At 41.7% G+C, this 16,731-nt stretch carries 9 protein-coding genes; 2 read left to right on the top strand and 7 right to left on the bottom strand.

Annotated elements, in window-relative coordinates; genetic code table 11:
* The first annotated feature begins 3 nt into the window (after positions 1-3).
* Positions 4-771: a DUF4197 domain-containing protein gene (locus FAZ15_RS11110; RefSeq protein ID WP_136901387.1), complete on the top strand. Its 768-nt coding sequence runs from the start codon at positions 4-6 to the stop codon at positions 769-771.
* Positions 772-805: 34 nt separating this feature from the next.
* On the opposite strand, the gene FAZ15_RS11105 is transcribed toward FAZ15_RS11110, so the two are convergent.
* The 7 genes from FAZ15_RS11105 to FAZ15_RS11075 all read right to left on the bottom strand — a co-directional run bounded on the left by FAZ15_RS11105 (position 806) and on the right by FAZ15_RS11075 (position 12,681).
* Positions 806-2,419 carry an arylsulfatase gene (locus tag FAZ15_RS11105; RefSeq protein ID WP_136901386.1) on the bottom strand — a complete coding sequence of 538 codons (1,614 nt, stop codon included), beginning with the start codon at positions 2,417-2,419 and terminating at the stop codon, positions 806-808.
* Between the two features lie 61 nt (positions 2,420-2,480).
* Complete coding sequence (locus FAZ15_RS11100; protein ID WP_136901385.1) at positions 2,481-3,272, bottom strand: rhamnogalacturonan acetylesterase; 792 nt, start codon at positions 3,270-3,272, stop codon at positions 2,481-2,483.
* 2 nt (positions 3,273-3,274) lie between these two features.
* Entirely contained in the window at positions 3,275-4,042 is a 768-nt protein-coding gene (locus FAZ15_RS11095; protein ID WP_136901384.1) for a rhamnogalacturonan acetylesterase, read from the bottom strand.
* A gap of 62 nt (positions 4,043-4,104) precedes the next feature.
* Entirely contained in the window at positions 4,105-6,879 is a 2,775-nt protein-coding gene (locus FAZ15_RS11090; protein WP_162304925.1) for a rhamnogalacturonan lyase family protein, read from the bottom strand.
* Between the two features lie 27 nt (positions 6,880-6,906).
* Complete coding sequence (locus FAZ15_RS11085) at positions 6,907-8,235, bottom strand: rhamnogalacturonidase (RefSeq protein WP_136901383.1); 1,329 nt, start codon at positions 8,233-8,235, stop codon at positions 6,907-6,909.
* Positions 8,236-8,687: 452 nt separating this feature from the next.
* A complete protein-coding gene (locus FAZ15_RS11080) occupies positions 8,688-11,540 on the bottom strand; it encodes a glycoside hydrolase family 2 protein (protein ID WP_136901382.1) in 2,853 nt (950 codons plus the stop codon).
* Between the two features lie 112 nt (positions 11,541-11,652).
* The gene (locus FAZ15_RS11075; protein WP_136901381.1) at positions 11,653-12,681 is read right to left on the bottom strand and encodes a GntR family transcriptional regulator; all 1,029 of its coding nucleotides are present in this window, start codon (positions 12,679-12,681) and stop codon (positions 11,653-11,655) included.
* A 298-nt stretch (positions 12,682-12,979) separates the two neighbouring features.
* On the opposite strand from FAZ15_RS11075, the gene FAZ15_RS11070 reads away from it, so the two are divergent.
* Entirely contained in the window at positions 12,980-16,717 is a 3,738-nt protein-coding gene (locus FAZ15_RS11070) for a hybrid sensor histidine kinase/response regulator transcription factor (RefSeq protein ID WP_136901380.1), read from the top strand.
* Positions 16,718-16,731 lie beyond the last annotated feature (14 nt).

The following is a 16,731-nucleotide window of genomic DNA, read 5'->3' as shown; positions in this document are numbered from 1 at the left end:
GTCATGAATAGAAAAACCGCTCAATTACTTGCCATAGGCGTAGTCTCCTTTCCTTTATTTTTGGGTTGTGAAACCATGAGCCAAATTGCAAGCAATACGCCAAATACTACTGTAGGAACTACTTCTCCCTCGACAACAGGCTCTGTTACCCAGACCGAAGCGGTTACAGGTATCAAACAAGCATTGGGTAACGGATTGAATAATAGTATCAACGCGTTATCCATCAAAGATGGTTTTTTGGGAAATGCAGCCGTAAAAATCTTGATGCCCGCAGAAGCACAGCAAGTAGAGAAAACGTTGCGTTCTATAGGAATGGGATCATTGGTCGATAACTTTGTGACAAGTTTGAATCGCGCTGCCGAGTCGGCAGTAAAAGAGGCAGCCCCTGTATTTGTCAATTCGCTATCCCAAATGACGGTAACCGATGCATTTAGTATTTTACTCGGTGCACAACAAGATGCTGCAACAACTTTTTTCAAAAGAACGACTTCTGCTACACTGGCTTCAAAATTTAGTCCTATTGTTGAATCTGCATTGGGCAAAAATAATGTAAGTACCTATTGGACCCAGTTAACATCAGCTTATAACAATCTGCCCCTTACTTCCAATAAAGTAACCACAGATTTAAATGCTTACGTAACTCAAAAAGCGATAGACGGATTGTTTGTAAAAGTTGCAGAAGAAGAACTAAAAATCAGACAAAATATAGGAGGATCCCGCAATACCGGTGTACTGCAAAAAGTATTCGGCTGGGTGGATACACAGAAATAAATTGAAGGGTTAATCACCTAATCCTTCAATTTATTTATTTATATCGTTCATTTGTTCTTTTGGTATCCAATTGTTCATATGGGATAACACCGACACGCTCTGCCCATTTGTCGTAGATACCTACCATCTCTTTAAGAACCGTGGGATGCTTACTTTTCAGATCTGTTTGCTCCGCTCTATCAGACGATAGATCATACAAAAACCATTCATTTTGCGGGTACTCCGCTACTATTTTCCATTTTCCTTTCCGAACGGCTTTGTTGCCTTCGTGCTCAAAGCAAATCGCACGTTCTTTCGCTTTTTCATTAGCTGTCCACGAAGAAACCAGAGAAATTCCTTCCATCGTCTGGATCGAATTGCCCTTGTAAGTTTTAGGATATGTTGCGCGGGCATATTCAATGATTGTCGGCATGATATCTACCAAGTGTGCAGGGCTTTCTATGCGCATTCCTTTTTGAATAAACTGCGGGCCATATGCAATAAATGATGTCGCATTGCCTCCTTCAAACTCCCAATGTTTATATTTTCGAAAAGGTGTATTACTAACTAACGCACCTTCCAAGCCATATGCCGTAAACGATTGTGGATGGCTCGCCGGAAAGTCATTGGCAGCTAAAATTTCAGGCGTAAAACCTGCATTGGCGATCTTTTCACTACTTGCTCCATTATCGGATAGAAATATAAAAATGGTATTCTCTAACTCGCCTATTTCCTGGAGTCGTTTTTTGATCTTGCCCACATTCTGGTCGACCCTATCCACCATTGCCGCATAAACTGCCATTTGTTCATCCCATTTCACTTTTTCTTCCCAAGAGCAATCCGCCCACTTTCGTATATTTTCATCGATTTTCGGCAAGGTTGTACCAGTGGGAAACAATTCTAATTCCATTTGTTTATCGAATCGTTTCTGGCGTAAAGATTCCCATCCTTCCATATATTTGCCCTTATATTTCGCAATATCTTCCGGTAATGCATGTAACGGCCAGTGGGGAGCCTGATAGGCGATATACATAAAAAAAGGGTCGTTATTTCGCTTCTCCACGTGTTGGTTTATAAATTCCAAAGCATAATCGGTATAGGCATCAGTCGAATAATATGTTGCTGGAGGTACAATTTCCTCGTTATCCAATGCTATTGTCAATTTTTGTTTGGGTCTATAGGATCTATTCTCGAAATAACTATTGGCCCCATCTATTAATCCATAATAGCGCTCAAAGCCACGTTGCAAAGGCCAATTTTCCTTTGCCTGTCCGACATGCCATTTGCCCGACATGTACGTGCCATATCCGACTTGCTGTAGAACCTCTGCTAATGTAACCGTTTGGCGATTCAGATACCCTTGATATGCCGGATAGGGCCGAGTATTCATCATATCACCCACACCTGCTTGATGGGGATACACCCCTGTCAATAAAGAGGCACGCGAGGGACAACAGCGAGAAGCATTATAGAAATTAGTCATCTTAACTCCGTCCTTGGCCATAGTATCCAAATTGGGCGTATTGATTTCTGAACCAAAACATCCCAAATCCGAATAGCCCATATCATCGACAAGGATTAATACAAAATTAGGTCGGGTCTGTACCTGACTAAAAACGGTATTCCCACCCAATAGTACGAACAATACATATGCAAGTAACTTTTTCATCTGTGTATAATTTGTCTTTAAAATCTGATAGCTTCATTGACTGACTGAGGAAATCCATATTCTATTTTAAATATTTTCGTAATTCCAATTTTGACTGAGCCGAAAGATATTCCGCCACCAACTTGGCATTGAGCTCTGCACCTGCTTTAATCGTATGCGTACCATCTTTGTCCCCAAAATAGTTACCCGCTACCTCTGCTTGACCAATTCGTTCATACACTTCAATAACTTTATCGTGAAGCGGAATAAACAGCGCATTAGATTGCGTTGCAGCTTCTTGTGCCCACAATGCATAGTCTGAACGGCGCACCTTCTCTCCTTCCCAGGCATTACGGGGTATCGGTGAGCAGATAACAGCCGTAGCACCTTTATCCTGTACGTTTTTAACAAAGCGACGTAAATAGAATCCATAACTGTATACCATCTCCCGCTGTTGAAGGAGCGGATTATACACTTCTTGATATTCATCCCCATTACCTTTTATCGTTCCTCTTGCACGTAACGTATCCACAATCGGACTGGAGTCATTGTGACCAAATTGCATCATGACGAAATCACCGGGCTTAATCTCATCCAATACTTTTTGCCAAAGCTTAGGATTGTTGTAATAGGTACGGGTACTGGTGCCTCCTAAAGCTCGATTTTCCACAGAAATTTTATCCAGATCAAAGTAATCGGCTATAAAACTTGCCCATCCCCATTGGCCGTTTGATCCGTTGCCTTGACCATTTTTTACCGTCGAATCACCAATTACAAAAAGTGTCGGCTTTTTGTAATTGGCAATGAACGAAAAACTAAGGATTGTAATACACAACAATCCAACAACGCATATTATATTCTTTAATGTCATCATATTTAGTTTAAATAGTTGGTAATGGGATGGTTTAGCGCCTTTAACCCCTCTACTACAGACGCTGCATTCAGTTCAGCACCAGCTTTATTGGTATGTGTATGATCTCCTGGAAAATACTTGGATTTCACTTCATCGGGCCCCATTTGTTGGTATTTGTCGGCTGTAATACGATTTAAATCGACAAAAGGTACCTCTTGCTCTTCGGCGATCTGCCTCGCCCAAAGTCCAAAATCCTGATCTGCCCGTTTCACGTTTCCATCAGCATCCCATTGATTCCGTGGAATCATGGATAAGACCACGGGCTGTACACCTTTAGACTTTGCTTGAATAATAAATCGCCGCAGGTTTTCCCCATAACTTCTAACTACCTCCGTTTTTGCTTCGCCCCAATCCAATACAACAGAATCTTGACCAATCCCTCGCAATACACCCCTATATCCCTGACGTGAGGTATCCGGCTTACTCCCTTCGTTATGCCCGAATTGGATCAACAGATAATCTCCAGGTTTAAATAGGGAATCTAACCTCGTCCACCGTCCTTCCTTAACAAAAGTACGGGTACTCCTTCCCGCCATAGCATGATTAGCGACACTAATTTCAGTTGTATCCAGAAAATTTGACAATAGTGTACCCCAACCCCAATATTGATCATTACTATTGCGTACTGTTGAATCTCCAATGAGGTAGATAGTCGGTTTATGCTGTAGTTCAAATGAGAGCAGTATTACACTCAACATTACCGCTACCCATTTTATCGTATCTTTTTTCATCTATAAATAATTTAATTCACCTTAGCTCCTAATATCTGTTTCCTATTGTCCCATTCTGGTTTTTACTTATTTAAACTCATGAACAGTGCTTGATCCCTATAACAGGTAATTTTCCCGTTTTCCAGAAACAACTCTGCCACTTGAATGCTACTTCTCCTTTGTTCAAATCCATCTTTCCCTGCATTTTCAGATGTTTTCCCAGGGTGTGTAAAATAGTAGATAAAAGCACGACCTTCGTGTATAAGCACATCGGGATGACCTCCAACCACTTGATCGTCCACCCCTTTACCCGGACTCTCCAGAATTAGCTCATCTTGCTTTTTCCAGTTCAGTAGATCAGCAGTTTGAAAAATTGCTAACCCCTTCCAGGTGTCCACCACCATCCAATAAGCATCCTGCCATTCAAATACCTTAGGCCCTTCACCACGTGTAGCCAATGCCTTCCCCTTATCCACCCAATGATACAGATCTTTACTATCTGCGTAATATACCGATTTTCCGTCCATCTCATTGTTGTACCACATACGCCAGCCCCCTGAAGGGAGCTTGAACACACAGGCGTCTATTACCTTTTCGTTGGCCAATGCCAACGTAGAAACATATTGCCAATTTAACAAATCTTTACTCGTGAAGTGTTGAATGTTCCGCGGATGTTTCCAATCCGTAAAGATACCAGGTACTACGGTCAGGTACATATGGTATGTGCCATTATCCTCAACAATATCGGGTGCCCATTGCGTTTCTATAAGGTGTGGCGCCTGCATAGCCGCCACACCTCTATACTTCCAGGTGACACCATCTAGCGATTCTGCGATCCCTATAGCCGTTCCGTGCACCCAACTTACTCCCGGCAATTCCGTAGCCTTAGCGCGTCTATTGGTATAGAACATAAACCATTTACCTTCCGCTTTATTCCAAACTACAACTGGATCCGCTGCTCCGTCATAAATGGTATCCCTGAAGAGAGGCTTTGGCACCTTTTTATCCGCTATTCGATTCGCCCCGACTATGCGGATATCTGGGCGTGTTTGCTCGTTCATACCCGTCCCTAGATAAAATCCCGTGTGTGGTGGCTGATTGTACCCTACATTCTGCCAAGCAATACTTAACCGGTACTGCGGATCATGCATCAAGGTGTACAGTCTATGGTTTGTCGGAATTGTAGTTGTATAGATGCGTAGGGATTGGTTATCGTCCGCGCGAAGGATCAACTCCTCCCGCCAGTCACCAAATATATCTGCACTTAGATTAGGCGTACTTTTAGTTCCATTGATTGAACCGGCACCTTCAGCCGTAAAAATTCTACCTTGCTTGTACTTTTCAATATAGTTGCTATTCAGCAATTCCCTACTGAGATCAGCGTCCCACCAGATCAAAAAATTAGCGGTTCTCGGGGCTGGCCCTACTGCTTTTCCCGCCGTATTATAGACCTGTTTAGATCCTGACCACCACATATAAGCCCCTTTAGTTTCGGGATCGATATTCGCAGCCGCTCCGCGACCGATATCTTCATCGATCCCCCCTTTGAAAAGAATCTTGCCACTTTTTGCATCAAATAACGCAGCACCAATTTTTTTACGTTCATGAATACCAAATACTTCTAGACCTGGGTTATCCAAATCAAGATCCGTTACGTGTAAAGCATCACCATGCCCCAATCCAGTAGAATATAATCCAGTTCCATCATCGTCAATACACATTGACCCGAAAATAATCTCATCTTTACCATCTCCGTCGACATCTGCGACAGCCAAACCGTGGTTACCCTGTCCTGAAAACGGATTTTTGCTATCTTCAGAATCAAACATCCAACGTTTCACGAATTTTTTATCTTTAAAATCCCACGCTACCAACACCGACCTCGCATAGTATCCTCGGGTCATCACTACACTCGGGTTCTCACCATCTAAATAAGCTACACAAGCCAAAAAGCGATCGGCCCTATTTCCATTATTATCTGTCGACTCTCCTGTCGCTAAGCCACCCCAAGCACGCAAATCATCGCCACGGCCGGGTTCGTATATCACCGTATGAATTTCTTCTCCGCTAAGACCGTCAAATACAGTCAGGTATTCTGGTCCCTGTAGTATACGGCCAAATGTCCTTGACGAAGGGACGGTGTCACGCCAATCCGCAAGCGGATCACCAATATAATTACCTTTCCCATCCTTGGTACCATCAGCCGTCTTACACACTACCTCGGCGCGACCGTCATTATCGAGGTCGTATACCATGAATTGCGTATAATGTGCCCCTTCACGGATATTTCTACCGAGATTAATCTCCCATAAAAAAGTACCGTCCAATTTGTAAGCCTGTAAAATAGGTTCGGATGTCAATCCATTCTGCGAGTTGTCGGCACCTCTTCCTGTTTGGTGGACAATGATCTCATATTCGCCATCTCCATCCAAATCCCCTACGGAGACATCGCCCGGCGTATACCTCTGCGGTGTTTTTAACTTTAATTCAAGGTACTGTTGCACAGGATCTCTGGGATTGATTACAAAACGTGATTTATGATCTTCAGTTGCACCACTGATCTTAGCGACATAATACGACACTTCTTTCGCAAAGTCCACCTGTTCGTCGACAAAATTTGTCCCTTTGTCCAACGGAGCTTTATTTAGCTTCACGTGTGGAGCATTGCCATATTGACGATAGATGTTAAAACTCGTATGCGGCTCTTCATTACCTAATAACCGCCAACTGATGAAAGCCGATTTTTCGGATGTTTTTACCGCGACCACCCCTCTATTAAGAAATTCCATCTTACGTTGGGCGTACACTCCATTTATCAATATAAATAGGAGGAACAAGGTAATTAATTTACTGTTCATAATCCGTTAAATTATAAGGCTTGCAAGTTATTTAAGCTTTTTGCCATTTACCGTTACATTTTTGAGCTTGAAATTGGAAATATATTCCTGATGGATTTCCGGCTTTTTACTAGCTGTGATCGCCATATTTTCAAACGTAAAATCCGATAGGACATATTGATCCGAGTTATTCACATCAAATACGATCTCACAATCCAATTTGATGTTGCGCATCGTTATATTTTTTGCATACGATAATTTAATCCCTGTTTCACCTTTCAGGTCAAAGAACTGCGTCCATGGTTTGATGTGAAGAAAACTTGCCGCATTACCGGTGATATCTTCCACCAAAATATTTTCATACAGCTGAGGGGTATCCGGACGCATCTTTAACTGCAACACTTTTTTTGCCTTATCTACGGTGTTACGTCTGAATATAATATTATAGCTGTGAATCGACTCACTACCACAAGTTAGTGTACTGTGACAGAATCCAAAGGAGCAGTCTTCAATAATGATATTGTAATTGGGACCATTATTTTCATCTTTGTCTGCTGTTGGACCTTTGCCCCCCTTTAAAGCAATTGCATCATCGTTGACAGACATGTAGCAATTTTTGATATGTACATTATGGCAGGCATCAAGATCCACTGCATCGGAGCTTGGTGCTTTGACTGGCTTTTCAGGAGCAGAAATATGTAGATCCACCAGTTTTAAATTTTCACATCTATAGAAGTGGGAAGTCCAAAAAGGTGAATTCATCATTTTTATACCCGAAATACGGACATCCTTGCTATTGGACACATACAATACCCGTGGGCGCATTTCGTCCATGTTGGTACATTTTGGATTAAATGCCCGACGCAACCAGAAAGCTTTCCAATACCGCAGTCCGTTTCCATTCAAGGTACCCTTGCCCGAAACCGTAAAACCATCTACCGCATCGGCATTAACCAATGCTGCAAAATATTTCAGCGTTTGTCCTTCCATACGTGTAGTCAGTAAGTCAAAATTACTGATATCATCGCTTCCTTTCAGTACCGCGCCTTCTTCCAAATGCAGGTGCGTCATCGGTTTAAAGAACAATGAACCACTTAAATAGATTCCCTTTGGGATAACGATCACGCCACCACCTGCTTGATGTGCTTGATCGATGACCGACTGTATTTTCTTAGTCTGGAGGACCGTACTGTCGTTCACGACGCCAAAATCGGTAATTCGATAGGATTTTCCTAAACTATTAATGTCGGTGGAACTGTCCTGACGAAACCAGTCGGACACCATTGTTCCATCTGGAAAACGATCTTGTGCTTTTAATTCCTGAACTAAACAGATGGCAACTACGGCCATTACAACTATTAGGATTTTACTTTTCATCTATTTATTTTTCGTTAATCGGTGGACGAGAACTCGATATGACAATATTATCTTGATCTCGGTTTCATATACTTTAACATCTAACGTTATCGGTCTCACCGCTCTCTAAAAATGATAGCCACTGATTTTTGGTTGATAACTTCTGATTTATAATTTTTTTGACTTATCAATAAAACTATCAACTATATCCGGCAGGAGCAACCTGTGGCGTCCTGCTCTAAAGAAATTTTATGGTTAAAAAATAGATAGAGGAGGCTTTATTACAATGCAGGCTATTGTAGTCGGCTTTTCGACTATTGTAAAAAATTTGTTATCACTGGTTTTAGGCTTTGAAGTTAGCGATGCGGGGCAGCATTTCTAATTCCGCTAAAGTACCAATGACGGATTGTCCAATCGGGATGACGACACATTGCAATAAAGGCATTCTTAAATAAACAAGCTATTTCATAACGTTAATCCGTTAAGATATTCTCTTTTGGCATTTCGAATTGATTATTCTCTTTCTCAGCTTTTGGAATTCCAAAGTAAAAATAGAGTGTCCGTTCTATTGGTGTATGAATTTTATTAGTCTCGCCACTAGGTCCATTTACCCCCGGACGGTTATTAATTCCCATGGCTAGCTTCGTACCTACTGCCGGTATGGCATCCAGGAACGACACATCTCCAGTCGGCAAATCCGGATAATTTTTAGGACCTGAGATACCATAAAACTCAAACAACCGTACATACATATCCGGCTGATCCGTGGCTACTAAGAATTTTCCTTGGGTGGTGTTAAACTCCATCCAGGAGACATCAGAAAAATATCCTTTGAATTCCGGGAATACCCACGGGCCAATACCCGCCTTAGCATCATTGTACATACTTTCCCAGGTATTTAAAGTCACACCCTGTAATCTGTTTTTCCATACACGGTACGGACCATTACCTAACCATTTAGCACCAATAATATAATTTTCAGGATAATTAAAACTCACCCCGGCAAATGCATAATCACCGTTCAGGTTGTATTTATAGTCCAGCTTCAACCAACCATCAGGATGCATAGTCCATCTCAGATAATCCAAATTACCTTCAAAGTCACATTCCACGACTTGATTCCCCCCCTCTTGGTAGGTCTTGACATCCTTAAAAATTGCATCGCCACTCACGAGTATCGGTCCATTATTGAAAGCTAATTTCATACTGTATTCATTGGCTAGGTCAGAAAGTAAGCCCGTTTGCTTATCAATAGAAACACTGATGCCATTTGCTTTTAATACATACGCTGCAGAATCTTCTTGGAGTTCGACAGCAGTAGACGTTTTTACGGCCAATATAGATTGCGTAATGGCGACATTGGATTTAATACGCCATGTCCATGCATAGATCTCCTCGCCATGTGGATCTACAGCTTTGAAATACAGTGCGTCATAATTTTTCCAGTCCGCGGGTAAGCTCAAGTTTAATATACCTTTTTCATGGGGTTTTATATCTCCAGCCGTAACCGCAGCGGCATGCTTCACAGTAAAACCAGACTCACTATCATATGGTTTCTTATAATCAATCAATTGGTATTCGAAAGAGCAGTCTGAAAGATTGGTGTGATGGTAGCGATTTTCCACCTGTAACGTACCCGTAAAATCTGCAGGTAACGATTTCATCTTGATATGTACAGGCGAGAAAATTTCACGAATCGCATAGAAGCTTCCCTCCTTTTCGCGATGTGGCCCTACGATACCATCCGGAGCATTAACCTTGTTGACATCAATAATACCGTTGAAATCCGTTCGTACTATGCCTTCATCCGCAAAATCCCAGATAAAACCACCGCCACCTAGTTTGGCTTGCCAATGCAGCTCCCAAATGTCGGCCAAGCCAGCCGCTGCGCCGCCATCATCCTGCGCGTGCAGAAATTCGGTGGTCATATAGATATTTGGGCCTTCCAATATCTTTTGCGTTGAATAATAATCTTCATAATGATTGCCATCGATGCCATTGATCGCATTTCCCGGTCTATGATGCGCATGCATAACGACGCGATCAGATAGATCGTATTTACGGTACTCATCGACCAATTCTTTGTTGTGTCCTCCCTCATTTCCGTTACTCCACATAAAAATCGAAGGATGGTTAGCATCCCGAATTACCATCTCCCTTACCAATTTTTTACCCACGGGCGTTGCGTAGGCTTTTTGCCATCCGGCGAGTTCATTCAATACGTACAGCCCTAAAGAATCACAAATATCCAAGAAGGACTTATCTGGCGGATAGTGAGAACAGCGAACCGCATTCATATTCATTTCCTTAATCAACTTGACATCTATCAAATCCAGACGTGCGTTGACACTTCGTCCCGTCTCCGGCCACCACACATGCCTGTTAACCCCTTTCATCTTAACCTTCGTACCGTTTACATATATCCCATCCCCCTGACGTACTTCTATTGTACGAAAGCCGAAACGTTCTTTTGTTTCATACACCTCTTTCTTATTAGACTTCAACGTAAAATGAGCATAGTAAAGATTAGGGGTTTCCGCCGTCCATAATAGAGGCTCTTGGGTTTTAACAGCAATATTTTTAAATGTATCCTTCTCTCCTACTTTGACAGTAGAAGACCCTATTATCTTATTGTTTCGGTCTTTGATCTCGACAGAGATCTCAGCATTTCTGCCGACATTCTCCAGATAAACATTTGCTTGGAACGTTCCGTCGGCTTTTGCGTCAATCGCTGTCCAGGCAATATGACTTTGTGGAGTTGCTTCTAGATAAACAGGACGATAGATTCCTCCCAAGATCCAATAATCTGCCAAACGCTCCGCATTATTAACCGAATTGTCGGCAGACATTTTGGACACGAGAACTTCAATCTGATTGTCCTTGCCGTAAAATACCTTATCGCTGATATCATACTTAAAGCGGTAAAAAGAACCTTGATGCATATCTCCGGCAAGTTTACCATTTATCTTCACTTCGGTATCGGTCATAGCGCCTTCGAAAACGATGGATATCTTTTTACCTTGCCATTCTTTTGGCACCGAGAAGGTGTGTCTATAGATACCTTTCTCGTCGTTGAATTTAAAATTCTTACCATAGGTCACATAATCCCGTCCGTAGTTATACGCGCCGAAACCTTGTTGTTCCCAATGACTAGGTACTTCTATCGTAGACCATTTGCCTGCCTTCCGGCCACCATTGACCCAAAAATCCCAGGTAACGGTATTTTCATTGTCGGTACCCGACAAATATTGAATTTCCTTTGTCTGACTAAGACCAATCGAAAAGGATAAGAAATAAACTGCTACAGCAAAAATATTAAAACGCATAAAATACAAGGTTTAGTAAAAATGGGCGACCCGAATATAGGTATCTTTCACGAAGATCGTATCCTGCGCTATCCTGAGGCGAACCAAAATACACTATCCTAACGCACTTCGATTACAGAGAAGATCTGAGGTTCGTATAAAATGGAACTTCCATATGTTCACGCGAATTGTCAAGAATACATTGTGCAGCATATTTCCCCATCAGCTCAAAATCTGCTGAAATCGTCGTGATCCCGTTAAGCATATATTTTTTTAGTGGAGTCTCGTTATAGGATATGACGCCAACATCTTTACCAATTTGATACTCTTTTGCAATAATTTTATCCAAGAGCAGCACAAGATCATCTTCTGCTAAATTAATGTAGCAGACTTCCCTTTTGATACTCTCTTTGTCTAGGTTATCCACCAAAATATGATCGAACGCATACTCTTGGCAGAATTTATAGAACCCCTTAATAATTGCTTTGGGATAATCACTTTTGTCCGGGAATACCAGCTTCAATGTCTTATATTTCGAAAGCGGTTCCAAGATTCGCTCCAAGGCTTCATAGATATCTTTTTCATAATCCTCATAAATAACAGCATACTTACCCTCCAAGCCATCTACAGTTTTCCCCAACAACACGATTTTTTCAGGAGGAATCAGCGAGAGCACTTCAGCGGCCTGATCTCTTCCTTCTTTAAAATGTGGGAATACGACATATCGATCATACGATTTAGATAGGTTTTTAAGCAAACTCCGAAGGTGACTAATATCGCTGTTATACACAAATAGATCCAACGAGGCTTCACTTCCTAATGTCTGGGCGAAGGAATCGTACACTATTTTTTTATGTACACTCAGTTTGTTCAAAAAAATAGCAATGCGTTTTCGATCCATTTCTCTTTTTAAGATGAAATACCCCTTTCCCGGATTAGCCTTGATCACTTCCTGCTTTTTCAAGAAATTATATCCTTTTTCAACGGTATCACGTGAGACTCGCAACTGCATACTAAGCTCATTGATGGAGGGGAGTGGATCCCTAACTTTCACAATATTATTTTTCACCGCTTCGATTACACCATCTGCAAGCTGCATGTACATGGGAATTGAAGAGAAATTATTAATGTGGATACTGTTGATTAGCGCTGCACCTTTCATCGTTCAAAAAATTACTGGTTAGAAATATGGGTTTATAACAAATAATGTCTTACATCACCGTATCGCAAACTTATCCCTATTGCACTTTTAAATGCCAGTAAAAATCACTCAAATTACATGTAAAAATGGCTCATACATGCGAAAACTGGCCTAATCAACCCTACATCAGCAAAAACATGGATCAATATTTCGTTAAGAATCAGCTTTAAACTTCAAACATGATGGTACAGGATACGATTTCACAATAAATTTGGTTAAATTAGGAGCGTTATAGAGCCCATGTTTTAAGAGTTGACCAATGTATAGACAGGTAAGTTTGTTAATCGTGCTGTTGTTTTTCCTCTCCGGATCGCATTCTTATAGTCAATTCCTTAATTTAAAATTTGATCATATTACTTCGGAAGACGGTCTCCCTCACAGTACCATACATGGTATTACCAAAGATAAATATGGGTTCATGTGGTTTGGCACCTGGTCGGGTTTAGCACGTTACGATGGGTACAAATTTCGGATCTACCGTTATGATGCCCAAGACCCAAAAAGCATCATTAACAATAGGATCCACAATATTCTCACCGATGCGGACGGCATGATCTGGGCATTGACGTTCGATGAGAATTTCCTTTGCAAATACAATTATGACACCGATAACTTTGAACGGATCCCGAGAGAAAAGGTTCCAGACGAATTGTGGCAACGAATAATAAGAAGAAACCATCGGCTCAGTGTCAATTACACCTACAAACAACACCAATGGTATCTTGATAGTTATACGAATGCTGTGGTCGAAACACACCTGCCTACGGGCCTTCGCAAACAGTACGGCACCGACCCCATAAATATGTGGTCTATCAACGACAATTACGTAAGCGATATCTATCTAGACAATCAACGGATCCTATGGCTGGGCACCTACAGCAATGGTATCAATAAAACCTATCTTGAAGCCACCCCATTTCATTATTTGCATCATGATCCACACAATCGCAATTCTATTATCGACAACACCATCCGTTCCATATGTGAAGACTTGGAAGGAAACTTATGGATCGCCACCCGAAGCAAGGGCATCACTGTCGTACCAAAAAACGGACAATACCGGCACTTTCAGCATGATGAAACGGACATAAATTCTCTTAGAAGCAATTACATTAAAAAGATTTTCTGCGATTCGAAGGGTTACATCTGGATCGGGGGGCAGCGTGGGCTAGATCGATACGACCCACAGATTAAAAAGATAACACGAATAGAACATCCATCACTCTCTAACACGACCGTATTTGGGATTATGGAAGACCATCAGCACAATATATGGCTGGCAACCTGGAATGGGATTTTCAAATACGTAAGAACCACGGCTACATTAATCCATTTTGACCCCGCTAAGACATTACCTCAGGAGCATGTATGGACGATCTTTCAGGACAGCAAACATCAAATATGGGCAGGCACGGAGGGAAGCGGAATTGTAGTTCTTAAAGAGCAAAGCAACGGAGATCTCTCTAGGGTAATGCATTTAAAGCACGACAGCAGCGCTATCAATACTTTGAGCGACAACCGGATTTACAGCATCTATGAAGATCAAGAGCGCAACGTGTGGATCGGCACCGGAAACGGGCTGGATCGCTATGATCCTCAGACAAAATCGATAAAACATTTCTCAGGTCCTTCCCATATGCTACCGAAAGGAACAATTGCAGGTATAACCGAAGACCGGGGAGGGTTCCTCTGGGTAAGTCACAAACAAGGCATCTCAAAAATAAATAAAAAGACGTTTTCCATACGCACTTTTTCACAACAAGATGGTCTTCAAAGCAACGAGTTCGCGGAAGGTGCGGTTTATAAAAGTCCGTTTTCAGATCTTCTTTTTTTTGGTGGTAATAAAGGTGTTAACAGCTTTCATCCAGATAGTATAAAGACAGACACGATCCCACCTCGCGTAGTGTTCACAGAAATACAAATATTAAACGAACCTGTTGAAGTCAATGGCACTGTAAACGGGAGGGTATTGTTACATAAACCACTCTACCTAACTACAGCTCTCGATCTCACACACGATGATAAAAGTATAGCAATCGAGTTTGCTGCATTGCATTACACCAATCCGGCAGGAAATAAATACGCGTACATGCTGGAAGGATTTGACAAAGACTGGATTTACACGGATGCAACAAAGCGATCTGCGACTTATTCTAACTTAGCACCGGGTAAGTATACTTTTAAAGTTAGAGCCTCTAACAGTGATGGTATATGGAACCCCGAGCCGACGGTATTGCGTCTCAGTGTAGCACCACCAATATGGGCGAGTACAGCTGCGTACATCTTCTACACCTTACTCTGTTTGAGTTTATTATATGCCTACTACTATTATATCGTACGCTATGCAAGACTAAAAAGCAAGCTTACCTACGAAGCTATCCTTCACGAGAAAGAACGGGAACTGCACGAAAGTAAGGTGCAGTTTTTTACCAATATTTCGCATGAAATAAAAACACCTTTGACGTTGATATTAACACCCATACAGCAATTGCTACAACTATGCAAAGATAATTTGACGATCCAAAGCCAGTTAAAAACCATGGAAAACAATGGGAATAGGCTTTTAAAAATAGTAAACCAACTATTGGATATCCGTCGGTTTGAAACCGGCCATGAACATCTGACCCTTGAACATCTGGATCTCATTGTCTTTGTACACCGTATCGTGGATTCTTTCCAACAAGCAGCCCAATCAAAAGACATAGTCCTACAACTGGAAACCAGTCTCGCCTCCTATCCAATTGATTTCGACCCCGACAAGATGGAAAAGGTCTTATATAATCTGCTATCCAATGCTTTCAAATTTACACATGAAGGCGGAAATATAACAGTATCGGTATATACCAGTACCGATATGGGTGCTGAGCACATTACGATTGACGTAATAGATAATGGTATAGGGATTTTGCAGGAAGATATATCCCGTATTTTCCAGCCCTTTCAACAAGGAAAATCAACGGTGTCGGGTGGATCAGGACTAGGCTTAACTTACAGCAAATCGCTTATTGAATTGCATGGCGGTACACTTTATGCGACAAGTACCCGAGTAGCTGACGATCAGAATCGTACTGTTTTCCGCTTAACGTTACCCATCGAAAAAAACAATGGCTTCGAACAGTCGAAACAGATATACCTCGAATCTTCGCGGCAGACAACAATCCATCCAAGTATAAAAGCGCAACAACAGGAAATCGATATACCCGTTGCTGTATTGCCTAGAAAATGTACCTTATTGATTGTAGAAGATAATTCGGAAATGCGGGGATATCTCAGCGATTTCTTTTCGGGTACATATCACATCCTTGAAGCCGCGGATGGAATAGAAGGTATAGCAATAGCGCGAAAACATCTTCCTGACTTGATTATTAGTGATGTGATGATGCCAAATATGGACGGAATCACATTTTGTGCTCAGGTAAAATCCGATCTCTTACTCTGCCATATCCCCGTTATTCTATTGACGGCAAAATCCCTCGTCGAATACGAGATAGAGGGGTTGGAAATGGGTGCAGATGATTATATCGTTAAACCCTTTCATCTCCCATCTTTGGCTTTAAAAGTCAGAAATCAATTGTTCAGTTATTTTCGCTTACAGGAGAAATTTAAACAAAAAGTCTCCTTGGAACCCGCAGAGATTAATTTGACATCTCCGGATGAATCTTTACTTCAAAAAGTATTAAGCTACGTGGAAGAGCATATCGCAGATTCTGACTTAAAAATCGATGCCGTATGTAATTCTGTAGGACTTAGCCGTGCTCAGCTCTATCGGAAGATGAAAGCGTTGACGGGGTATAGCATGGCAGATCTGATCAAAGAAATTAGATTAAAACGTGCGCAACAGTTGCTTCGGGAGAAGAAATTCCACGTTAGCGAAATTGCTTATATGGTAGGTTTTACGGATTCCGATTATTTTAGGAAGTGCTTTAAAGCCAAGTTTGGAGATTCCCCCTCTGCCTATGCAAATAGCTATTCAGATAAGGGTTCTACTCCTCTTTAAGCTCCAGCTGTTGC

The organism is Sphingobacterium olei, assembly GCF_005048855.1.
Taxonomy (GTDB): Bacteria; Bacteroidota; Bacteroidia; order Sphingobacteriales; family Sphingobacteriaceae; genus Sphingobacterium; species Sphingobacterium olei.
This window is presented reverse-complemented; position numbering and strand designations above follow the sequence as displayed.